The following is a 21481-nucleotide window of genomic DNA, read 5'->3' on the forward strand; positions in this document are numbered from 1 at the left end:
TAGTCGGCGGGCGTTGGCCCCTTCGTCTAGTGGTTAGGACGCGGCCCTTTCACGGCTGAAACACGGGTTCAAGTCCCGTAGGGGTCACCACGGACTCGAACAGCGCGGGGCGCTGTTCGTGCCGTGGCGACGGGAGGCGCAAGCCGACCTCGCTAAACGGACTCGAACAGCGCGGGGCGCGCTGTTCGTGCCGTGGTGACGGGAGGCGCAAGCTATCGCAGCGCGCGGCCGACGCCGCAGCGAGCGGCAAGCCGGCGCCCACGCCGCACAAGCCCGCGATGCTGTGGGGCGTCGTCGAGGTGCCGATGATCGGACCGGTGGCGGAGCTTGGTCGGCATTCGGGCGGGGCGCGCGCGCAAACGACTAGGCCGATCGGGGGATCACCGGCGACAGGAATTGTGGTAACGGCCCCGTGGGGGGCTTTGATGGCCATAGTCGTTGCGCAGGGGGAAACGCGCGCGCCGCAGTCGCTTGGCGGCCGCGACTCGCGTCCATCGGACGCAGGCTTCCGCGCGCTCGCGGCGATGATGCCGGGCCGGTGCTGGCTCGCCGATGCCGCTGGGCGCACGACCTGGACATCGCGCGCAGGCCCGCCACCGCTGCCGTGCGACCTGCCCGGCTGGACGACCGCAATCGCGGCGTGCCGGACCTTCGAGGCGGCGCTGCGGATCGATGGCGCGGTGCGGCTGTGCCGGCTGTCGCCATTGCGCGAAACGGGCGGCGCGGTGACCGGCTGGTGCGGGCTGGAGGTCGACATCGACCACGCCCGTTGCCGCGAGCAGCTCGCCGACAGCGACGCGATGCTGGGCGCGTTCATGACGCACGCGCCGTTCGGCATGCATTTGAAAGACGCCGACGGCCGCTATCTCAAGGTCAATGACGAGCTGGCGGCGGCGATCGGACGGCCCGCCGACGAGATCGTGGGTCAGTCGCCTGCCGAACTGTTCATTACCCCCGTCGCCGAACGGATCGCGGCGATGGACGCGACGGCGGCCGCGGGCGTCGCGGTCACCGAGGAACTGCTTATCGAGCCGCGCGATCGCTACGCCTCGGTGCTCGCCGTAACCTTTCCGACGCCTGGCGGCCATGCGGTGCGCACCGGCGGCTTCACCATCGACCTGACGCAGCGCAAGGCGGCCGAGGCGGCGCTGGAACGGTCGCGCGACGCACTGTTTCAGTCGGAGAAGATGTCGGCGCTCGGTTCGCTGCTCGCGGGCGTCAGTCACGAGCTCAACAATCCGCTGTCGATCGTCGTCGCGCAGGCGGTGATGATGGAGCGGCAGGCGGCCGGCACCGAACTGGCGGAGCGCGCGTTCAAGATCCGCAAGGCGGCCGACCGCTGCGCGCGCATCGTCCAGACCTTCCTCGCCATGGCGCGCCAGAAGACCCCGGCGCGCACGGCGGTGGATCTGAACGCCGTCGCCAATGGCGCGATCGAACTCGCCAATTACGGGTTGCGCGCCGACGGAGTCGGAATCACGCGCGCCTTTGCGCCCGGGCTGCCGCGCATCGCCGCCGATGGCGACCAGCTGCACCAGATCGTCACCAACCTGATCGTCAACGCGCAGCAGGCGATGGCCGGGGAGCGGTCGCTGCGCTGGCTGGAGGTGCGTACCGCGCGCGGGCCGGAAGCCAACACCGTCATCCTGGAGGTCGCGGACTCGGGTCCAGGCATTCCCGTCGAGCTGCGTCGCCGCATCTTCGAACCGTTCTACACCACGAAGCCGCAGGGCGAGGGCACGGGCGTGGGCCTGTCGTTCAGCCAGGGATTGGCGGAGGCGCATGGCGGCCACCTGACACTGGTCCCGTGCGAACGCGGCGCGACCTTTCGCCTCACCCTGCCCATCATCGAGAAGAAGGGCGCGACGCAGGTCGCGCCCGCCCCGCTCGCCTTGCCCACCGCGCGGGTCCGCCGCGCGCTGATCGTCGACGACGAGGAGGAGATCGCGGCATCGCTCGCCGATTTCCTCAGCATCGAGGGGTATGAGTGCGAGGTCGTGGTCGGCGGCGCGGCGGCGCAGGCGCGGCTCGCGGCGGGCGGGTCCTATGATCTGGTCGTCAGCGACATCAGGATGCCCGATGTCGACGGGCCCGCGCTGTACGCCTGGATCGGCGAGCGGCGGCCGGAGCTGACGGCCTGCACCGCGTTCACCACGGGCGACACGCTGGGGGCGCATGCCGCGCGCTTTCTGGCGACCGCCAAGCGTCCGGTGCTGGAGAAGCCGTTCATGCCCGAATCGGTGCGCCACTTCCTGGCCGAGATGGCCGCGCGATGATTGCCGCCCGGCCGCATGTCGTGCTGGTCGACGACGAGGAAGATCTACGGGAACCCGTCGCCGCTTACCTCTCCGAGCACGGGCTCGACGTGTCCGAAGCGGACGGCGGCCGGGCGCTGGACGCGGTGATGACGCAGCGACCTGCGCAGCTGGTGGTCCTGGACGTATCGATGCCCGACGAGGACGGCTTCTCGATCGCGAAGCGACTGCGCGCGCGGCCCGAGCCGGTAGGCATCATCATGCTGACCGCGCGGCGCGACGTCGTCGATCGGATCGAAGGGCTGGAGATCGGCGCCGACGACTATATCATGAAGCCGTTCGAGCCGCGCGAGCTGTTGGCGCGCATCCGCTCGGTCCTGCGCCGCATCGGCGAGCACCCCGCGACGAACGGCTCGCGGACCGCTGCGCAGGGCGATTACGCGAGCGAGTTCTGGATCCCGACCGGACGCGGGCAGATTCGGGTGCCGATCGACACGATCGAGTGGATCGAGGCCGCCAAGGACTATGCCCTGCTCCACACTGCCGATCGCGCACACATGCTGCGCGTCACCATGGCGGCGCTCGAACGCTCGCTCAGCCCGAGCGCCATGGTCCGCGTCCACCGCTCCGCCTTCGTGAGCCCGGACGCGGTGAGGTCGATCAATCAGGTCGGCCGCAACATCACCCTGGTGCTGAGGTCGGGCACCAGCGTACGCGTCGGTCCGCAGCATGCCGACGAGGTGCGGCAGAAGCTTGGGCAGTAAGCCGGCGGTCAGAGCCTTTCCCTGCTTTCGCCGACGCAGAGGAGCGTGCCTCTTCTATCCTTCCTGATCCCTGCTAACCTCCCCACATGCGCGCCCTGCTTCCGCTCCTCGCCCTCCTCCCCGCCGCTGACCTGCCCAAGAAGGGCGAACCGCCACTGACCCCGCAGACGATGCGGTCGGGTGGCGCAATCGACCCCGAGCAGGCCAAGCTGCGCTTCGACGCGGCCGACCTTGCCTGGGAGATATTGCCGGCGACGCGGCGGCTGACCGGCGTCGCCACGCTGACCTTTACCGCCAACGCGCCGCTGACGGTGCTGACGCTGGACCTCGACCGCAATCTGCCGGTCGACGCGGTGAGCATCGACGGCGCGCCGCTCCGACCGGGCAGCTGGAGCAATCCGGAGGGCAGGCTGATCATCCGCCTGCCTCGCCCGGTCCTGGCCGGACAGCGGGTCACCGCGCGCATCGGCTATGGCGGCGTGCCCCACGTCGCCGTCAACGCACCGTGGAACGACGGGGTAGTCTGGTCGAAAGCCCCTGCTGGGCAGACCTGGTTTGCTACCACGGCGCAGGGCTATGGCTGCGACCTGTTCTGGCCGTGCCTGGACTTCCCCACCGGCGAGCCGGCGGTGGCGACGCTGCACATCACGGTGCCACCCGGGTTGAAGGCACCCGGCAACGGCGTGCTGCTGGGCGTCGACACGCTGCCGGATGGGCGCACGCGCTGGAACTGGCGCGCGAAACAGCCCAACACCTATTCCATCGCGTTGCAGGTCGGGCCGTATGAGGAGGTGCGGGGCAGCTACGCCAGCCGCTATGGCAACACGATCCCGCTCCACTACTGGCATTTGCCGGGCAAAGGCGTGCAGGCGCAGGCACTGGTCGCCGAATTCGCGCCGACGCTCGACTTCTTCGAGGCGCTGATCGGCCCCTACCCGTTCGGCGACGAGAAGGTCGGCGTGGTCGAGACGCCGCACAAGGGCATGGAGCACCAGACGATCAACGCCTATGGCAACGACTATGCCAAGGCGCCCGAAGGCTTCGACTGGCTGTTCCATCATGAGTTCGGTCATGAATGGTTCGGCAATCAGCTGACCGCGTCCGATTGGGACGATTACTGGCTGCACGAAGGGTTCGGCAGCTACATGCAGCCGCTCTATGGTCGTTGGCGCGAGGGCGAGGCGCGCTATGCGACGATGCTGGCGTCACAGCGCGACAAGATCGTCAACAAGGTGCCGATGGTGCGCGACCGACAGTTGTCGGGCGATGACGTCTACGAGACCGAGCGCGGCGGGCCCGGGCAGGACATCTACTACAAGGGCAGCTGGATCCTCCACACCCTGCGCGGGCTGATCGGCGACGCGAAGTTCTTCGATGCGACGCGGCTGCTGGTCTATGGCCGCGCCGATCCCAAGCCGGGCAACTTTGCGCCTCGCTACGGCTCTACCCGCGAGTTCCAGGCCGCGGTGCAGCGAGTTACGGGCAAGAATTACGACTGGTTCTTCGATGCGTATCTGCGCGAGGCAGCGCTGCCCGAGCTGACCCAGGCGCGCGTGGGCGATCGGTTGAGCCTGCGCTGGCGCGTGCCGAACAACCGGCCCTTCCCCATGCCGGTCGAGGTGCAGGTCGGTGACCGGATCGAGCGCGTCGCGATGGCGGGCGGGACGGGGCACGTAAACGTTCCGACCGGCGCACATGTCGTGGTCGATCCGTGGTCGCGCATCCTGCGCCGCTCGGTCGCGATCGAGCAGACGCAGGCATGGCGCGCGGCGCAGGTGCGGCGGTAGCGGCGATCCCGTCACACCGGGCTTCGACCGCACGCCGGTGGACGTTTGTCACGACCCCGTTTACCATCTTCCACGGCGTATGAAGGGGGCGTCGGCGCGGCATGACGATGGGTATCTGGCTGACGATCGCGCTGCTGCTCAGCCTGGGTGGCTATGCCGTTTACCTGGCCGGGCTGCGTCGCCATCTGGTCGAGCCCAACCGCGCCTCCTGGCTGATCTGGGCGACCGCCGCCGGGATCGAGGCCGCCACCTATGCCGCAGTCAATCCCGGCGCGCCCCAGGCCTGGGTGTTCGGGCTGTCGGCGGTCGCCTGCACGGTCGTGACGCTGACGATGTGGCGACGGTCGCGGTGGCGCGCGCCCAGTCCGGTCGAGGGCATATGCATCGCGGTGTCGCTCGCCGCAATCGCGTTGTGGCTCGCCTTTCACGAGACGTTCTGGGCGCACATGCTGGTCGTCGCCGCCGTCCCGATCAGCTTCTGGCCGACCTGGGTCAGCGTGCGCGAGGATCCCGCGCGCGAGCGCTCGCCCGCCTGGGGAATGTGGACGCTGGGCGATCTGGCGACGCTGATCATCGCGGCGAACAGCGGCGCGACGGGCATCCGTGAGTATGGCTATATTCTGGTCGAACTGGGCGCGCATGGCAGCGTCTGGCTGATGGTCGGCCTGCTCAGTCTAAACCCCGCGCGATCGCTGGGGCAACGGCGTGGCCCCTTTTACGTACTCGACGCCTATCGCCCCCGGCCCAACCCGTTCGCGGTCGGCGAGAGCCACCTCGGCAAGGCGGTGTTCGCGGCACGGCCGTTCGCCGACGGCGAGACGCTGCTCCGCTTCTCCGGACGCCGCGTGCGCGGCACGCCACCCGAAGCGACCGGGCGACAGGACCGCTATGTCCAGATCGGACCCGACGAGTATCTCGGCCCATCTGGCCGGGTCGACGACCTGATCAACCATAGTTGCGATCCGAACGCTGGCTTGCGGTTCGGCGCGGGCGGCGTGTTCCTCGTGGCCCTTCGGCCGATCGCGGCAGGCGAGGAGGTGAGCTGGGACTATTCCACCACGCTCAAGGATAGCGACTGGCGCATGCCATGCGATTGCCGCGCCGCAACCTGTCGCGGCCTGATCGGTAATTTCGACACGATCCCGAGCGCGCGCCAGGCGTGGTTCGTCGAGCGAGAACTGGTCGCGCCTTACCTGCTCGAAGAACCCGCGCTGGCAGTCGTCAAGGCGGCCTAGAGTAGGCACCAGCCTAGATGAAACCCTTCCCCGGCGGAAGCCGGGCCCCAGTCCGCGGCGCGGCCGACTAGGCCCCGACTTCCGTCGGGAAGGCTGATTTAGCTTAGCGGCGTTGAATCAGAACCAGGCTCAGGCCGCCGCGCGCATCGCGGCTTCCGCCTTCAGCGTCAGCACCGCCACCGCGCCATGACCGCGCCCGGCGCTCTCCAGGCGTAGCGATCCCTCCATCGCGGTCATCGAATTGGCGCACCAGTGCAGGCCCAGCCCGCCCGATTTGTGGCTGCGGGTCGAGAAGCCGCGTTGGAACAGTGTCTGGCCGACCTCGGCGTCGAAGCCTTCGCCATCGTCGCGGATAGCCACCTCGACCTCCCCGTCGCGCTCGGTAACGCTCACCGCAATGGTGCCGCTACCGGTGCCGCAGGCCGCGATCGCCTCCGCGGCATTGCCGAACAGATTGCCGATGACCTGGCTCAGGATCACCCGGTTGGCGAGCACCCGATGCGCGTGAGAGGGGAAGGAAAAGGCGATCGACGCCTTGTCGGAGTAACGCGCGATCGTGGCGTTGCGCGCGACGATCTCCGTCACGTCGCACGGCTCCAGTGGAGGGCGTTCGTGCGCGCTCTTCTGTTGCTGACCAATGATCTCCAGCACATGCGCCATCGCCTCGCGGCCGACTTCCAGCTCGCCCTTCATCGCCTCGCGGCTGGTCGACCAGGCGTCGACCCCGGCCGTAACGAAATTGGTCAGCTTGGCGCGACGGGCCGGCGTCAGGTCGTCGCGGGCCAGTTCGGCGATCGCCCGGTCCAGCATGGCGCGTTCGACCGGCGGCGCCTGCGCTATTCCCTGCGACAGAATGGTGGATACTGGGTTCAACGCATTGCGAACATTATGCATCACCGCGACGGCGCTTTCGGACCGACCCAGTGCGAACGATTGTACCTCGATCTGCTCGCGCAGCTCGTTAAGCTGCCGCAGCATCGCGTTGAAACTACGCCCCAACGAGCCAATCTCGTCGCGGCGGCCGTCCTCGTCCAACAAGGCCAGGCTTCCCGAACCGCGCACGCGCTGCATGTGCGTCTCGACCCGGTGGAGCGGCTTCAGGACCTGCTGGGCGATCATCCGGCGCAGCACCATAAGGACGATCAGCAGCAGCACCGTGGTGCCGGCGACCGCCAGCAGCAGCATGCGCCGGCCGAGCAGCGACACATCGCGACGCACGTTGAAGCGTACGGACGCGACCGGCCGACCGTCCGCGCCGGCGATCGGCACCCGAACCTCGGCGAGCGCGCGGCTCGGTGTGTCGATCGCCACCCGGCGCCCGCCCGGGGCTTCGACTCGAGCCGCCAGCCGCAGCAGGTCGGCGACCTGACGCGAGGTGAGCGCGCGCGCCATCACCACGTGGCCGCGCGGAACTCCCGTGCCATCGGAGCGCCGCACCTGCGCCACCCCCACCGCCGCGACGGCGCCGCCGACGCGCAGGTAGAAATGTCCCGAATTGCCGTTCTTCAACGTGCGCGCGAGATCGATCCTGGCGATCGCCGCGATCAGCTGCCCCTGCAACGTCGGCACCTCTCCCTTGGCATCCAGCCAGCGCGCGATCACCACGCGCCCGTTCGGCGCGACATAGGCCATGCCCTGCACACCCAGGTTGCTCATCGCCAGTGGCGAGAAGCTCTCCTGCTCGAACGCAGGGGTCGGCTGCGCCATATACCGATAGCTGTCGTTCCAGTCGCCATAGTCACGCACCGCGCTTTCGACCTTCGACCCGTACTCAGCGAGCACCGCCGCGGTGCGTTCGACATGCCCGTCGATCGCCTGCCGCTCCAGCGCGTTGAAATTCGGCGTTATCACGGTGGCCAGCAGGACGGTGATCCCCAACGCGCCGGCCAGTCCGGCGGCGGTCAGGATCAGGACCAGCTTCGCGCCCAGCGACGTCGGCCCACGCCAGCGCCGGCGTGTCCGAACCCGCATCAGTTATTCGTCCCGTCCAGTGCCTCCACGGCTTCGTCCTCGCCGCCCAGAAACCGCTGTTCCGCCATGGTGCGAGCAATTTCCGCCGCCACGGGGCGTGAAAAGAAATACCCCTGCAAGTGGCTGGCGCCGGCGACGCGCAGCATCTGCACCTGCGCGGCCGTCTCGACACCTTCTGCGATCACGCCCAGGCCCAGCGCGCGGCCGAGATGGATGATCGAGTGGACGATCGCCGCCGACTCACGCTCACGGCCCATGCCGTCGATGAACGAGCGATCGATCTTCAGGCAGTCGAGCGCGAACTTGCGGATGTTGTAGAGCGACGAATAGCCGGTGCCGAAATCGTCCAGCGCGATGCGAAACCCCATCTGGCGCAGCTTGTACAGCGTCTCGGCCGCGCGCTCGGCGTCGTCAAAGATCGCCGTCTCGGTGATCTCGATCTGCAGCCGCTGCGGGCTGATGCCGGCGCGCTGGACGCATTCCATGATGTAGCCGACGAAGTTGTGGCGCCGGAACTGACGCGGCGAGAAGTTGACGGAGACATACTGACCCGGCCACGCCTTCAGCTCCTCCAGTGCCGCATGCAGCACCCAGTCGCCGAGCTGGTGGATCAGGTTCGATTCTTCCGCGATGGGGATGAACGTCGCCGGGCTGATCGGGCCGTAATCCGCGGTGTTCCAGCGCAGCAGCGCCTCGAACCCTTCGATCTCGAGCGTGTCGCGAGACACGATCGGCTGGTAGACGAGGCTCAGCTCGCCGCGCCCGATCGCCTCGCCCAGACCGCCTTCGATCCGGCGGCGGAAGCGGATGCCTTCGTCCATGCTCTCGTCGAACAGCCGCACGACGCCGCGTCCGGCGCGCTTGGCATCGTTGAGCGCCAAGTCGGCGCGCCGCACGACATCGATCGGGTCGCGCCCTTCGCCGCCTTCGCTGACGATCAGCCCGGCCGACGCGCCGCCCTGCACCGAGTGGCCGAACACGACGACGGTGGTGGTGATCGCCGCGATCAGCCGGTCGCACGCCATCACGGCAGCGTTTTCACCCGGCGTGTCGAACAGGATGCCGAACTCGTCGCCGCCCAGCCGCGCGATCATCGCACCGTCGGGCGCGGCTTCGTGCAACATGGTGCAGATCTCGCGCAGCAGCGCGTCGCCGGCGAGATGGCCCAGCGTGTCGTTGACCAGCTTGAAGCGGTCGAGGTCGATCATCGCCATCGCGAACAGCCCGGGCCGCTTGGTCCGCTCTCCGAGCGCGCGCACGAAGGCGAGCCGGTTTGGCGCGTCGGTCAGCGAATCGTGCGTCGCGATGTGGATCGCGCGGCTCTCGTTGGCGGCGAGTTCCGCGCCCTGCAGTTCGAGCTGCTCGATCTGTCGCGACAGTTGCAAGCGTGCGTCCGCCAGCATGCGATCATTGGCCCAGCGCGCGACCAATGCGGCGGCGGTCTGCTGGATCTCGGCGACCTCGAACGGCTTGGCGATATAGAAGATCTTGTCGGCCGGCCCTGCGACCTTGCTGATCTCCAGCGGCGAAAAGTCGGAAAAGCCGGTGACGATGACGATGGCGATGTCGGGATCGAGCGCGCGGATGCGCTTGGCGGTCTCGCGACCATCGATGCCCGGCGGCATGCGGATGTCGATGAATGCGACCGCGAACGGCGTGCCCGCGTCGCGCGCGCGCTCCACCTCCGCCACCGCATCGAGCCCCTGCGAGACGTGCTGGAGGTCGTAACGGGCCTCCTCCTCGACCGCCTCGGGCGTGTCGTCCCACAGGTCGGCGGCCATCGCGCCGAGCGCGTCGCCTTCGTCACTGCGCTGGCTGGCGAAGCTGCGGCGATAGCTGTCGTGCATCGCCGCTTCGTCATCGACGATCAGAATCCGGGGGAGGATGGCATCGGTAGGCAAGGCAGCTCTTCCCGTGATGGGCGAGAGTGAACCCCCGCCAAGGTTCATCAACGGTAAGCCGACGCGGTTAAGAGGCCGTAAACGCCTGCGCGCCGAGCAGCACCGCGCCAAGTGGCCCCGCGCTCTCGCCAAGGCCCGCCGGCACGACGAACGTGTCTGCCATCGCTACCTCCGGCAGCATCGAGTACCCGGCCAGGCTCTTGTGCATCGCGGTTCGCACACGCGGCAGCAGATGCGTGGCGCCCGTCATGACGCCACCGCCCATGACCACGCGGCGCGGCACGCCCGTCAATACCAGCGCATGCAACAGCTGACCGAGCGCATGCGCGACGCCGTTCCATGCCGGATCGTCCGCCGCGCAGTTCTCCGCCTTGCACCCGGCGCGCGACGCGATCGCCGGCCCGGACGCCAGGCCTTCGACGCAGCCACCGTGGAATGGACATACTCCGATCCAGTCGTCGCCCGGCAGGCGTACGGGTCGCAGATGGCCGAGTTCCTGGTGCGTCAATCCGTCGACCGGTTTGCCACCCGCGATCAGGCCGACGCCAACCCCGGTGCCGACCGTCACATAGGCAAGGTCCGCCAGTCCCGCGGCCGCGCCCCAACGCGCCTCCGCCAGCGCCGCACCGACCACATCGGTATGGAAGCCGACCGGCACGCCATAGCGGCGTTCCCAGCGCCGACCGATGTCGGTGTGCGACCAGCCCGGCTTGGACGTGACGGTCACCTGTCCCCAATCCGCCGCATCGCGCGCAACGCCGGCTGGTCCGAAGCTGGCGACGCCGATGGCGGCGAATCCGCGCCACCGATCGAGCACCGCCTCGATCGCAGCCAGTGTCTCGGCCGGCGCGGTCGTGGGCACCCGCACCTGTTCTTCGATCGCGTCGGGTCCGCTGGCGAGGATGGCCACGCATTTCGTCCCACCCAGTTCGACGCCCGCGATCAGGGGTTCTTGCATCGCCTGCTCACTCCACCGTCACGCTCTTCGCGAGATTGCGCGGCTGATCGACGTCCGCGCCTTTCGCGACGCCCACATGATAGGCGAGCAGCTGCACGGGGACCGCATAGACGAGCGGCGCGATCAGCGGATGCACTTCGGGCATCTCGATCGTGGCGATGCAGCCCTCGCCCGCCGCAGCGATGCCGCGCGCGTCCGAAATCAGGATCACCTTGCCGCCGCGCGCGCGGACTTCCTGCATGTTGGACACCGTCTTGTCGAACAGTGGCCCCGACGGCGCGATGACGATGACGGGTACGAGGTCGTCGATCAGCGCGATCGGACCGTGCTTCATCTCGCCCGCCGCGTAACCTTCGGCATGGATATAGCTGATTTCCTTCAGTTTCAGCGCGCCCTCGAGCGCCAGCGGGTAGTCCGTGCCGCGCCCGAGATAAAGGACGTCGCGGGCGGGCGCGACCAGCCCGGCCATCGCCTGGATTGCATCGTCATGCCCCAGCGCAGCGTTGATCGCTGCGGGTGCTTCCGCCAGATGCTCGACGATCGCCTTTTCTGCCGATGCCGGGAGTCGGCCTCTGGCGCGCGCGAGGTTCGCGGCGAGCGCGGCCAGGACGGCCAGCTGGCAGACGAACGCCTTGGTCGACGCGACGCCGATCTCCGGCCCGGCATGCGTCGGCAACAACAGGTCCGCCTCTCGCGCCATCGAACTGGTCGGCACGTTGACCACTACGGCGACCTTCTGCCCCTCCGCCTTGGCGTGGCGAAGGGCTGCCAGTGTGTCCGCCGTCTCGCCCGACTGCGAGATGAACAGCGACAGCCCGCCCGGCTCCAGGATCGGCGCGCGATAGCGGAACTCGGACGCGACATCGAGGTCGACGGGGACGCGCGCGAACTGCTCGAACCAGTATTTCGCGACCATCCCGGCGTAGAAGCTGGTCCCGCAGGCGACGATCGTGACGCGCGTCACCGCCGCCAGATCGAACTCCGGAATGGGCAGCGTCACGCGCTCCTCCATTCGCTGCAGGTACGACCGCAGCGTCTGCGCGACGACGATCGGCTGCTCGTAGATCTCCTTGAGCATGAAATGCGGGTGGTTGCCCTTGTCGATCACCTCGGTGGATGCACCCGACTGGACGATCGGCCGCTCGACCCTCTGATTGTCGCGATCGAACACCTCGACGCTCGTGCGGGTTACCGCGACCCAGTCGCCTTCTTCCAGATAGGCGATGCGCTGGGTCAGCGGGGCGAGCGCATGCGCGTCCGAGCCGAGATAGTTCTCGCCCTCGCCATAACCCACCGTCAGCGGCGCGCCGAGACGCGCGCCGATCAACAGGTCGGGCTCGTTGCGGAACAGCACGGCGAGCGCGAATGCGCCATGCAATCGCGGCAGGATCGCGGCGACCGCGTCGCGCGGAGCCGCGCCGTTTTCCAGCTCGCGCGCGACCAGATGAGCGACCACCTCCGTATCCGTTTCGCTCAGGAACGTCCGGCCATCGGCGATCAGCTCGTCGCGTAGCGGGCGGAAGTTCTCGATGATGCCGTTGTGGACGATCGAGACGTCACCGACGATGTGCGGGTGCGCATTGTCCTCGGTCGGTCCGCCGTGCGTCGCCCAGCGCGTATGCGCGATGCCTGTCGTGCCGGGAAGCGGCTCGGCGGCGAGCCGTTCGGCGAGGTTTGCGAGCTTGCCCGCCGCGCGCCGGCGCTCGATCCGGCCTTCGTGGACGGTGGCGATGCCCGACGAGTCATAGCCTCGGTACTCGAGTCGCTTGAGGCCATCGAACAATCGCCCGGCGACGTCGCCGTTGCCTAATATGCCAACGATCCCGCACATTTAACGCGCACTCCTCACTTTGACTTACGCGCCGTCATCGTAGCGCGGAAGCGGGCGGCCCAACCCTGCTTCGACGTTTGCTGCGGCCGTACCAGCGCCAACGCATCCGGCTCGACATTGGCGGTTATAACGCTGCCGGCCGCTACGATCGCCCCCGCACCGATCGTCACGGGCGCGACCAGTGCCGAATTCGACCCAATGAACGCGCCCGCGCCGATGCTCGTACGATGTTTGAAGAAGCCGTCGTAATTACAGGTGATGGTGCCCGCGCCGATGTTGGCACCCGCGCCGATCTCCGCGTCGCCAAGGTAAGTCAGGTGGCTGGCCTTGGCACCCTCGCTCAGCGTAGACTGCTTGACCTCGACGAAGTTGCCGACCTTCGCCTTGCGCTCCAGCACCGCGCCGGGGCGCAGCCGCGCATAGGGGCCGACCTCGCAGCGTTCGCCGATCGTCGCACCTTCGAGGTGGCTGAACGCGCGAATGATCGCCCCGTCGGCAACGCGCACGCCAGGGCCAAAGACCACGTTCGGCTCGATCGTGACGTCGCGGCCCAACACCGTGTCATGGGCGAACCACACCGTATCTGGCGCGGTCAGCGTGACGCCTGCCGCCATCGCATCGGCACGGCGGCCGAGTTGCCATGCCCCCTCGACCAGCGCCAGCTCGGCACGACTGTTGACGCCCGCCACCTCGTGCGCGTCGGTCTCGATCACCGCCGACGGACGCTCGGCGAGCATGACAATGTCGGGGAGATAATATTCGCCCGCTGCGTTGGCGTTGCCGATCTGCCCGAGCAGCGTGAACAGCTCCTCTGATCGCGCCGCCATCAAGCCGGAGTTACAGAGTGTTACTGCGCGTTCTTCAGGTGAAGCATCCTTGTACTCGACCATCCGCTCGATGCGTCCTTCGGGCGTGGCGATCACCCGGCCATAGGCGGCGGGGTCGGTGGGCCTAAAGCCGAGCACGACCGTTGCCGGCCCGTCGTCCGCATGCAGCCGGTCGAGCATGCGCCGCATCGTCGCGGCCGTCACCAGCGGCACGTCGCCATACAGGATCAGCACGTCGCCGACGAAGCCCGCCAGCGCCGCCTCCGCCTGCCGCACCGCATGGCCGGTGCCCAGCTGCTCCGCCTGCAGCACCGTGGTGGCGCCGCTCGCCGCGAGCGCCGCATCGACCTGCTCGCGCCCGGCGCCGGTGACCACCACCGTGCGCTGCGGCTCCAGCGCGGCGGCGCTGTGCAGCAGATGCAGCAGCATCGGCCGACCGCCCAGCGGGTGCAGCACCTTGTGCAGGTCCGATTGCATGCGCGTGCCCTTGCCAGCGGCGAGGACGATGACGGCGAGCGGACGGGAACTCATGACCCGGACTGCTGCCACGAAGCGATTGACATGACCATAGCGCCGGTGACGCTAGGCTTGGCGCCACTTGGTCCAAAGGTGCCGCGCCAGCATCGCGGGAGGCATCCGGAGCCAATGGGAGCGCGCGTAGAAACCGAGCCGGGTCATGGGACGGGTCGGTCGCCCCCAGCCATCGCGCGCGAGGAAGCGGCGGAGGTACAGCCGATCGCGCCGCTCCGCTGGCTGATCGCCGAAGACGATGCCGGACAGCCGGACCGCGCGCGTCACCGCCGCCTCCACGCCGTGCATTCGCGCCCGCTCGACTAGCCCGTCGTCGCCGAACTCCGCCAGCAGACAGCGGATGTCCCACAGGTTGCGCAGGCCGCCCGCCAGATCGCCATCGGCGAACAGATGGGCGGCGGCGTGGACGATCATGTCGGCCGGGGCGAGGACGTGCATCCCATTCCCCAGCGACACCGCGTCGGCGATCAGCGCCGTCGCGTCGGGCGTCGGCCGCGCCGTCAGCGGCAGGATCGTGTGATGGACGTCCACGATCCGGTCGCGCTCGCGATGGATCAGCGGCGGCAGCTCGTGCATCCAGCGGCGATAATAGGCGTCGTCATAGGCGTTGGGCTTCACCCACTCCCAGCCATGCGCCAGCAGCGCCGCCTCGACCTCGTCCAGCCGGCCACGCGGGACCAGCAGATCCAGGTCGCCGATGCCGCGCCCCTGCCCCGCCATCAGCCCGGCGGCGGCATAGGCGGTGCCCTTGAGCAGCACCACGCGCGTGTCGACCGACGCCAGGGCCCGTGCGGCCATCTCCGCCTCCCACAATGCCGTCCGCCGCTCGTGCGCCGCCCATAGCCGCGCGTCCGCGAGCACCGGCGCGACCGGGTCGGGCACGGGCAAGCCGGCGAGCCGATGCGCCAGCGTGCCCAACAGCTGTTCGGCGCGGGCGATCGTCAGCAACGCGGTCCAGCCCTCGGCGTCCAGTGCCGCGACACCGCCGGGGTCGGCCAGCGCGCGCGCAACGATCAGTGCGTCGACCACAGCTCTTCCACCGCCGCCACGCCGGCCGCTCCGTCCAGATAATCCACCGCAATCGCCGGTACTTGCCGGACGAAGTTCGTCAACGTCGTGAAGCCTGCTTCACCAAGGTTGACGTAGTTGGTCGACGCCTGTGTCAGCCGCACGAAGGCTTCGCTCGGCAGCATCGCGCGCGTTGCGAACGCCTCGCCGAAGCGCGGGAACAGCAGCAACGCCGGTCGCGCGGGTTCGTCCATGCGCGCAATCGACTGCGCGTCGGGAACGAGATGCTTGATGTTGCCCTTTGGCGTGTCGCATAGCAACGGGCCCCATCGCGGGTCCGGACCTTTATCAAGCTCTTCCGCGACAGCTACGATGCTCTCATTCTTCAGGCTCACCAGTCGCGGATGAGGGTGCAGCATGCCGTCCGCAGCGAGCAGCGCGAACTCGTCCCCCAGCAGGCGCCAGCCACGCGCCATCAGCAGCGCCGCCAGCGTCGATTTACCCGCGCCCGATTCGCCCGTCATCACCACCGCACGCCCGTCGCGCTCGACAACGGAGGCGTGCAACAGCAGATGGCGACGCCAACCCAACGCGACCTGAAGGTTCATCGCCATTTCGGCCGCGAGCAGACCCTGCGCTAGGGGCAGCGGCAGCGCACCGGGAATGGTCAGGTCGCCGCCGATCGCCACCTGCGGTCGAAGCCATCGCCGCCACGGTCGCGGCGCTTCCAGCCGGACGGTGAAATCGGGCAGCGTCGGAGAGGGATAGCCGGCATAGAGCGCCCGCAGCTGCGACGTCCGCGCGTGCCACGCGGTGCCGATGCGAAAGCCGATCGGCCCGACACGAAGCAGGTGCGCGTGCCTCATGCCCGCGCGACCCTCATGTTTGCGAAACCAAGCCCGCTTCCACCAGCTCCTCCAGCCGGGCCGTCAGCGCATCGTCCGTCACGTCGGGCAGATCGAACCGATCCGCCAGTCGCGCGCGCAGGTCGGCGAGGCTCAGCTCCTCCACGCCCAGCACGTCCAGCAGTTGGGGTGCCGGCTCGACCAGCAGATGGGTAAAACCGGACGCGCGGTGATAGACAGCGGTGAAGGGTTCCAGCTCGACCGCGGTCCACGCCGTGGCAGGGCCGGCGCGGTAGCGCGTCACACGGACGCTCCGCGACGCGTCGGCATCGTCAGCCGCGCGGCATCTGCAACGAGGCGAAGCAGGTGAAGCCGCCCTGCCCGCGCTGAAGCCGGCGGATATAGTTCAGATAGGCGCGGTTGGCGTCGGCAGTGGTGCCCGGCAGCTGTTGCGAGCCGGCCAGCGCGCGCTTGACTTCCTCGCCCTTGAACGCGCGCGTCGGCGGCGCGAATGAGCCCGGCGTGCCGGCGGTCACCGTCGCGCCGTCGGCGGCGATATGGCTGCCGGCGCGCGCCGGGTCGGGCACCGGGATCTCGCAGGCTAGCACCGAGCCCGCGGTCTGCGCCAGTGCCGGGCGGATCGACAGCACCGCGCTGGCCCCTACTGCGCCGATCATCAGCGCGCGTCGTGACGCGCCTGTCTTGGTGGTGCCGTCGTCGCTCATCGCCGTCCCTTTATGGCGCAAGCTGTTTCACAATCGTCAAGGACGGGCAAGGCGCGCGGTGGCGGCTCACCGGGCGCTGGTGTAGCAGCGCGGGACATGAGACCAGACCCACGATGGCCTGCAGCCCTGCTGGCGGCGGCAGGAACCGCGGCCGGCATCGTTGCCCTCGGACTGCTCGCGCGCCGCCCCGCGCCCGCCGCGGCATCGCCGGCGCCCCGGCCCGGCAGCCCCGCGCTCGCCGATGTGCTGGACGCGGTGGCCGAGCCCGTGCTGCTCGTCGACGGCTTCGTCGTTACGCTCGCCAATCGCGCGGCCACCACCGTCATGGGCGCGCAGATCGTCGGCCAGGATGTACGCGACGCGATCCCGCATCCCGACGCAGCCGAGCGGCTGAGCGATTTGGACGTCGGCGACCGAGCGCCCATCGAACTGAAGGGGCTTGGACCGCTCAACCAGCGCTGGGAGATGCGGGTCGCCGCGATCGGCGAAGGGCGGCGGCTGGTGCATCTGATGGATCATACCGAAAGCCACGCCGCCGAGCGGATGCGAACCGATTTCGTCGCCAACGCCAGCCACGAACTGCGCACCCCGCTGGCGGCGGTGCGTGGGTTCATCGAAACACTGGAGGAGGCGGGCGATGACGTGGAGGTGCGGACGCGCTTCCTGTCTATCATGGGCGCGGAGGCGCTCAGGATGCAGCGGCTGGTGGAGGACCTGATCTCGTTGTCGCGCATCGAGGCGGAGAAGTTCCGCCTGCCCAGCGACGCGGTGGACCTGGCGGGGCTTGCCAAGGAAGTTCACGCCGAACTGGTCGCGGCCGGAGGAGGACGCGGCGGCGACGTGATCCTGGCGCTCGATCCAGCCCTTCCGCGCGTGATCGGCGACCGCGCGCAGCTGTCGCAGGTCCTGCACAATCTGGTCAGCAACGCGATGAAGTACGGGCGCGAGGGCACGCCGGTGAAGATCGCGCTGGACGGGCGTGGCGCGGATGTCCGTCTCGCGATTTCCGATCAGGGGGAAGGCATCCCGGCCAAGCACATCCCGCGCCTCACCCAGCGCTTCTATCGCGTCAACAAGGGCCGCAGCCGCTCGATGGGCGGCACTGGCCTCGGCCTTGCGATCGTCAAGCATATCGTCGAGCGCCATCGCGGCCGGCTGCAGATCACCAGCGAGGTCGGGATCGGCACCACGGTTGCGGTGATCCTGCAAGCCGTGTCATGAAACCTTCACACCGCCGGGGCAAGCGACAGTCCAGCCCGGGCCGTGGCTCGTAGCCAGCGAGAAACCCAAGGCCATGATGCCGCCTCACATGCTCCTGGTCGAGGACGACCCGGCGATCGCCGAACTGCTTACATGGCATTTCAAGCGCGAGGATTTCGAGATCTCGCAGACCGGCGATGGCGAAGAGGCGCTGCTGCTCGCTCGCGAACGCACGCCCGACATCGTGCTGCTCGACTGGATGGTGGAAGGTTTGTCGGGGCTCGAGGTGTGCCGCCGTCTGCGCCGCGCGCCCGCGACCGCGAACGTACCGATCATCATGCTGACCGCGCGCGGCGAGGAGGAAGATCGGGTCCGTGGTCTGGAGACGGGCGCCGACGACTACGTCACCAAGCCGTTTTCGCCGCGCGAGCTGGTCGCCCGCGTCAATGCGGTGTTGCGCCGGGTTCGCCCCGCCTTGGCGGGCGAGGCGCTGACCTATGCCGATCTGGAGATGGACCTGGGATCGCACAAGGTGAAGCGCGGGGGCGAAACCGTTCCGCTGGGTCCGACCGAATTCCGGCTGCTCAAGCACTTTCTGGAGCATCCCGGCTGGGTGTTCTCGCGCGAGCGGCTGCTCGACGCAGTCTGGGGTCATGACGCGGATATCGAGGCGCGCACGGTCGACGTTCACATCCGGCGGCTGCGCAAGGCAATCAACCTGGGCGACAAGCCCGACATCATCCGTACCGTGCGCTCAGCGGGCTATGCACTGGACGCGGCGGGCTGATCCGGGAGCGAAACCAGCGCGATGCTCAAGCGTTGGAGGAGGTGCGCCGTCGAAGGGCGCTGACCCATCCGGAGTTTCCGCAATGAAGTTCATCCTATTGGCCGCTACGGCCCTCCTCGCCACACCCGCGCTCGCGCAGACCACGACGATGCCGGCACCGGCGGACGCGACCATGCCGCAGACGACGACGACGCCCGCGCCGGCCGCCGACATGCCGATGGCGCAGACGACCACACCGATGGCCGCTCCGGCGGACGGGACGGACCCGGTCGGTGGCTACGCCCCGACCGGCCCGGCAATCACGGGCACGGTCACGCCCGGCACCCCGGTCGTCTTCCGTCCGGCCATGACGCCCGATCAGGCGTTTCCCGCCCCTGCCCCGCTCGCCAGCTATCCGGTGTGCAAGAAGGGTGAGTTTGATAACTGCATGAATGGCCCGCGGTCGACCCATTCGCACGAGGTGCGCGGACGTCGCTCGCGCTGAGCGGTTGCGCGGTGAACCGGGCTGATTAAGGAGGGGCGCTTCTCACCGCAGGAGCGCCCTTTCTCATGTCCATCAGCTTTGACGGCCGCGTCGCCATTGTCACCGGTGCTGGCGGCGGCCTTGGTCGCCAATACGCGCTCGAGCTTGCCCGACGCGGCGCGAAGGTCGTGGTCAACGATCTCGGCGGGTCGCGCGACGGCACCGGCCATTCCGACGCGGCACTCAAGGTCGTCGAGGAGATCGAAGCAGCCGGCGGCGAGGCGATGTCGAACGGCGGCAACGTCGCCGAGTACGAACAGATGGCCGACATGGTGGCGCAGGCCAAAGCCAGGTGGGGCGGCGTCCACGTCCTGATCAACAACGCCGGCGTGCTGCGCGACAAGAGCTTCACGAAGATGGAGCCGGCCGATTTCGAGTTCGTCGTCCGCGTCCACCTGATCGGCTCCGCCTTTGCCACCAAAGCGTGCTGGGACCTGATGCGCGAACAGAATTACGGCCGCATCCTGATGACCGCGTCCTCGACCGGACTGTTCGGCAATTTCGGTCAAGCGAACTACGGCGCCGCCAAGATGGGCTTGGCCGGGCTTACCAAGACGCTCTACATCGAGGGTGCCAAGAACAATATCCGCGTCAACACGCTGGCACCCACTGCTGGCACGCGCATGACCGAAGACCTGTTTCCCGCCGAGGCCTTCAAACTGTTCGGCCCCGAGAAGGTCGTGCCCGCCGCGCTGTTCCTGGTATCGGAAGACGCGCCGACCAATCAGATCGTTGCGAGCGGCGCAGGCGTGACGGGCGCGTGCTACGTCACCTTGACCCCTGGCAAGCTGTTGTCCGGCGACGACCTGTCGCCCGAAGGCGTCGCCGCGAACTGGGACGCGATCACGGACCGCACGGGCGAGATCGTGCCAAAGACGGGGGCGGAACAAGGCATGATGGCAGCGAAGGCGCTCCAGGGCGGCTGAGTTGCGGACCGCCCAGCCGTGAGGCTTGTCACCGCAGGTCCGCACTTCGGCCCTGCAAGGGGCTCAGGTTTGTAGCCCGACGCGGGCCGAGTCGGGCACGCAAGTCGACGTGGGGAACAGTCTCATCAAAACCGACCGTGGCACTCACTCACGCGTGACCGAGCCGTCAGTCCGCTTTGAGCGCCGCAAGCTCGTTGCCGCTCGGATCGCGGAAGTGGAAGCGTCGACCGCCCGGAAAGGCAAATACCTGCTTGGTGATGACTCCGCCCGCCTTGCTCACCGCTGCAAGGGATGCCTCGAGATCATCGACGCCAATCACCGCCAGCGGCGCGGAACTGGCCTCGGCAGCGTCCGCCTGCAAGCCGATGTCGACGTCACCCGTCAACGTGCAGGAGTAACTTGGGCCGAAGTCTGCAAAGGCAAGGCCGAACGCATCGGTATAGAAGGAGCGGGTTGAAGCCAGATCGGACGTCGGTAGCTCAACGAAGGAGATTCGAGGCATCATATACCTTCCCTGGATTTGTGCGGATTCTTGGTAGTCGGTTCAGAGCTGCTACACTGCGCGCCACCAGCGCCTGCGCCATTGTTGTTGCCTCCCAAATGGCTGACGGGCCTCGCGTGTGATTGCGATGAACTCGCGGGCATCGATAGCCGAGGGCGCGATGCGGATACACCTCGGGTGTCGCGAGCGGTGTAGCTGCGGTGCAGTGCGTATCCTTTCCTTTTGGGGCTACCTTCCGCTCCGCCGCCCACAGGTCCACCAGGGCGGCATCCAGCATGATCCCGGCTACAATCCACGGCCTTCGTGGACGGGCTCTCAGGGCCGTTTGCGGGGCTGTACGGGGTCGTTCCACCGGGAACCGCAGCGGCTAGCCCCCCGCGCTCCTCCGCACGGGTTGACCGGCGCATGATCCGCCGATCCTCAGCTACTGTGAATTGGTGCTGCCGATCGCGCAGGATGTCCTGCATCGCGGTTTCCTGAGCGGTTATCTCCATCGTGGACAGCCTCAGGGCGCGCTCCTGTGCAGCCTCGGAAGGCCGTTGGAGCCGGGAGGGCAGCCAGGGGTATGGGATTGGGCATGAGCCGTGGGCATGTCACCCTTAGCTGCCGCTATGGGACCATCGCTGGCAATGGTGCGGCGGGTATCAGGCGATTTGCCTCAGCCCTATCATTGGTCCCTAGGGACACAACGATTTCGGCTCTGCCATCGAAGGCATGGCGGCGCCCCTGTTACATTTGTAACAGCCGCCTGTAAAAAGCCAAGGTTTTCCGAAGATAGAGCGCCTTTTCAGGCACTTAAATCCAGTGGTGGAGCCGTGGGGGATCGAACCCCAGACCTTCGCAATGCCATCGCGACGCTCTCCCAGCTGAGCTACGGCCCCATCTGGTGGCGCGCTCCTAATCGG

General features: G+C 68.1%; 18 protein-coding genes and 2 tRNA genes. 9 read left to right on the forward strand and 11 right to left on the reverse strand.

Annotated features, from left to right (window positions below):
* The first annotated feature begins 15 nt into the window (after positions 1 to 15).
* The 5 genes from JWN21_RS05105 (at position 16) to JWN21_RS05125 (ending at position 6041) form a co-directional block, all read left to right on the forward strand.
* A tRNA-Glu gene (locus tag JWN21_RS05105) sits at positions 16 to 90 on the forward strand.
* A 335-nt stretch (positions 91 to 425) separates the two neighbouring features.
* Entirely contained in the window at positions 426 to 2276 is a 1851-nt protein-coding gene (locus JWN21_RS05110) for an ATP-binding protein (RefSeq protein ID WP_299646912.1), read from the forward strand.
* Positions 2273 to 3019 carry a response regulator gene (locus tag JWN21_RS05115; protein WP_299646914.1) on the forward strand — a complete coding sequence of 249 codons (747 nt, stop codon included), beginning with the start codon at positions 2273 to 2275 and terminating at the stop codon, positions 3017 to 3019. Before JWN21_RS05110 ends, JWN21_RS05115 begins: the two co-directional genes overlap by 4 nt.
* Positions 3020 to 3105: 86 nt before the next feature.
* Positions 3106 to 4806 carry a M1 family metallopeptidase gene (locus JWN21_RS05120; RefSeq protein WP_299646916.1) on the forward strand — a complete coding sequence of 567 codons (1701 nt, stop codon included), beginning with the start codon at positions 3106 to 3108 and terminating at the stop codon, positions 4804 to 4806.
* Between the two features lie 101 nt (positions 4807 to 4907).
* Positions 4908 to 6041, forward strand: a complete 1134-nt coding sequence (locus JWN21_RS05125; protein WP_299646918.1) for an SET domain-containing protein-lysine N-methyltransferase — start codon at positions 4908 to 4910, stop codon at positions 6039 to 6041.
* 129 nt (positions 6042 to 6170) lie between these two features.
* Here the strand turns inward: JWN21_RS05125 and JWN21_RS05130 are convergent, their stop codons facing one another.
* The 9 genes from JWN21_RS05130 to JWN21_RS05170 form a co-directional block, all read right to left on the reverse strand.
* Positions 6171 to 8012 (reverse strand): CHASE4 domain-containing protein, encoded by a 1842-nt coding sequence (locus JWN21_RS05130; protein ID WP_299646920.1) that lies wholly within the window; start codon positions 8010 to 8012, stop codon positions 6171 to 6173.
* Positions 8012 to 9859, reverse strand: a complete 1848-nt coding sequence (locus JWN21_RS05135) for an EAL domain-containing protein (protein WP_299646957.1) — start codon at positions 9857 to 9859, stop codon at positions 8012 to 8014. The genes JWN21_RS05130 and JWN21_RS05135 overlap by 1 nt, the downstream gene beginning before the upstream one ends.
* Positions 9860 to 9980: 121 nt before the next feature.
* Positions 9981 to 10871: an ROK family protein gene (locus tag JWN21_RS05140; protein ID WP_299646922.1), complete on the reverse strand. Its 891-nt coding sequence runs from the start codon at positions 10869 to 10871 to the stop codon at positions 9981 to 9983.
* Positions 10872 to 10878: 7 nt separating this feature from the next.
* On the reverse strand, positions 10879 to 12702 hold the full coding sequence (gene glmS, locus JWN21_RS05145) for a glutamine--fructose-6-phosphate transaminase (isomerizing) (protein ID WP_299646924.1): 1824 nt from the start codon (positions 12700 to 12702) through the stop codon (positions 10879 to 10881).
* A gap of 14 nt (positions 12703 to 12716) precedes the next feature.
* The gene (gene glmU / locus JWN21_RS05150; protein WP_299646926.1) at positions 12717 to 14060 is read right to left on the reverse strand and encodes a bifunctional UDP-N-acetylglucosamine diphosphorylase/glucosamine-1-phosphate N-acetyltransferase GlmU; all 1344 of its coding nucleotides are present in this window, start codon (positions 14058 to 14060) and stop codon (positions 12717 to 12719) included.
* Positions 14061 to 14111: 51 nt separating this feature from the next.
* Positions 14112 to 15089: a nucleotidyltransferase family protein gene (locus JWN21_RS05155; protein WP_299646928.1), complete on the reverse strand. Its 978-nt coding sequence runs from the start codon at positions 15087 to 15089 to the stop codon at positions 14112 to 14114.
* Positions 15074 to 15934: an HprK-related kinase A gene (locus JWN21_RS05160; RefSeq protein WP_299646930.1), complete on the reverse strand. Its 861-nt coding sequence runs from the start codon at positions 15932 to 15934 to the stop codon at positions 15074 to 15076. Before JWN21_RS05160 ends, JWN21_RS05155 begins: the two co-directional genes overlap by 16 nt.
* 13 nt (positions 15935 to 15947) lie before the next feature.
* Positions 15948 to 16217, reverse strand: a complete 270-nt coding sequence (locus JWN21_RS05165; RefSeq protein WP_299646932.1) for an HPr-rel-A system PqqD family peptide chaperone — start codon at positions 16215 to 16217, stop codon at positions 15948 to 15950.
* Positions 16218 to 16245: 28 nt separating this feature from the next.
* Positions 16246 to 16638 (reverse strand): hypothetical protein, encoded by a 393-nt coding sequence (locus JWN21_RS05170; protein ID WP_299646934.1) that lies wholly within the window; start codon positions 16636 to 16638, stop codon positions 16246 to 16248.
* A gap of 96 nt (positions 16639 to 16734) precedes the next feature.
* Here JWN21_RS05170 and JWN21_RS05175 point away from each other — a divergent pair, with 96 nt between their 5' ends.
* The 4 genes from JWN21_RS05175 (at position 16735) to JWN21_RS05190 (ending at position 20074) form a co-directional block, all read left to right on the forward strand.
* Entirely contained in the window at positions 16735 to 17859 is a 1125-nt protein-coding gene (locus JWN21_RS05175; RefSeq protein WP_299646936.1) for an ATP-binding protein, read from the forward strand.
* Between the two features lie 88 nt (positions 17860 to 17947).
* Positions 17948 to 18625 (forward strand): phosphate regulon transcriptional regulator PhoB, encoded by a 678-nt coding sequence (gene phoB / locus JWN21_RS05180; RefSeq protein ID WP_299646938.1) that lies wholly within the window; start codon positions 17948 to 17950, stop codon positions 18623 to 18625.
* A gap of 82 nt (positions 18626 to 18707) precedes the next feature.
* Positions 18708 to 19109: a hypothetical protein gene (locus JWN21_RS05185; protein ID WP_299646940.1), complete on the forward strand. Its 402-nt coding sequence runs from the start codon at positions 18708 to 18710 to the stop codon at positions 19107 to 19109.
* Positions 19110 to 19174: 65 nt separating this feature from the next.
* Positions 19175 to 20074, forward strand: coding sequence for an SDR family NAD(P)-dependent oxidoreductase (locus JWN21_RS05190; RefSeq protein ID WP_299646942.1), 900 nt, complete (start codon positions 19175 to 19177; stop codon positions 20072 to 20074).
* A gap of 166 nt (positions 20075 to 20240) precedes the next feature.
* Here the strand turns inward: JWN21_RS05190 and JWN21_RS05195 are convergent, their stop codons facing one another.
* Both JWN21_RS05195 and JWN21_RS05200 read right to left on the reverse strand, forming a co-directional pair.
* Positions 20241 to 20576, reverse strand: a complete 336-nt coding sequence (locus JWN21_RS05195; protein ID WP_299646944.1) for a VOC family protein — start codon at positions 20574 to 20576, stop codon at positions 20241 to 20243.
* Between the two features lie 805 nt (positions 20577 to 21381).
* A tRNA-Ala gene (locus JWN21_RS05200) sits at positions 21382 to 21457 on the reverse strand.
* Between the last annotated feature and the right edge of the window lie 24 nt (positions 21458 to 21481).

Source organism: Sphingomonas bacterium, from assembly GCF_028292945.1.
Classification (GTDB): Bacteria; Pseudomonadota; Alphaproteobacteria; order Sphingomonadales; family Sphingomonadaceae; genus Sphingomonas.

Bases quoted from the DNA above. Each gene is read 5' to 3' on its own strand.
- JWN21_RS05125 (WP_299646918.1), top strand. From the start codon at position 4,908: ATGACGATGGGTATCTGGCTGACGATCGCGCTGCTGCTCAGCCTGGGT.
- JWN21_RS05190 (WP_299646942.1), top strand. From the start codon at position 19,175: ATGTCCATCAGCTTTGACGGCCGCGTCGCCATTGTCACCGGTGCTGGC.
- phoB (WP_299646938.1), top strand. From the start codon at position 17,948: ATGCTCCTGGTCGAGGACGACCCGGCGATCGCCGAACTGCTTACATGG.
- JWN21_RS05115 (WP_299646914.1), top strand. From the start codon at position 2,273: ATGATTGCCGCCCGGCCGCATGTCGTGCTGGTCGACGACGAGGAAGAT.
- JWN21_RS05175 (WP_299646936.1), top strand. From the start codon at position 16,735: ATGAGACCAGACCCACGATGGCCTGCAGCCCTGCTGGCGGCGGCAGGA.
- glmU (WP_299646926.1), bottom strand. From the start codon at position 14,060: ATGAGTTCCCGTCCGCTCGCCGTCATCGTCCTCGCCGCTGGCAAGGGC.
- JWN21_RS05140 (WP_299646922.1), bottom strand. From the start codon at position 10,871: ATGCAAGAACCCCTGATCGCGGGCGTCGAACTGGGTGGGACGAAATGC.
- JWN21_RS05160 (WP_299646930.1), bottom strand. From the start codon at position 15,934: ATGAGGCACGCGCACCTGCTTCGTGTCGGGCCGATCGGCTTTCGCATC.
- glmS (WP_299646924.1), bottom strand. From the start codon at position 12,702: ATGTGCGGGATCGTTGGCATATTAGGCAACGGCGACGTCGCCGGGCGA.
- JWN21_RS05130 (WP_299646920.1), bottom strand. From the start codon at position 8,012: ATGCGGGTTCGGACACGCCGGCGCTGGCGTGGGCCGACGTCGCTGGGC.
- JWN21_RS05110 (WP_299646912.1), top strand. From the start codon at position 426: ATGGCCATAGTCGTTGCGCAGGGGGAAACGCGCGCGCCGCAGTCGCTT.
- JWN21_RS05120 (WP_299646916.1), top strand. From the start codon at position 3,106: ATGCGCGCCCTGCTTCCGCTCCTCGCCCTCCTCCCCGCCGCTGACCTG.
- JWN21_RS05185 (WP_299646940.1), top strand. From the start codon at position 18,708: ATGAAGTTCATCCTATTGGCCGCTACGGCCCTCCTCGCCACACCCGCG.
- JWN21_RS05170 (WP_299646934.1), bottom strand. From the start codon at position 16,638: ATGAGCGACGACGGCACCACCAAGACAGGCGCGTCACGACGCGCGCTG.
- JWN21_RS05135 (WP_299646957.1), bottom strand. From the start codon at position 9,859: ATGCACGACAGCTATCGCCGCAGCTTCGCCAGCCAGCGCAGTGACGAA.
- JWN21_RS05195 (WP_299646944.1), bottom strand. From the start codon at position 20,576: ATGCCTCGAATCTCCTTCGTTGAGCTACCGACGTCCGATCTGGCTTCA.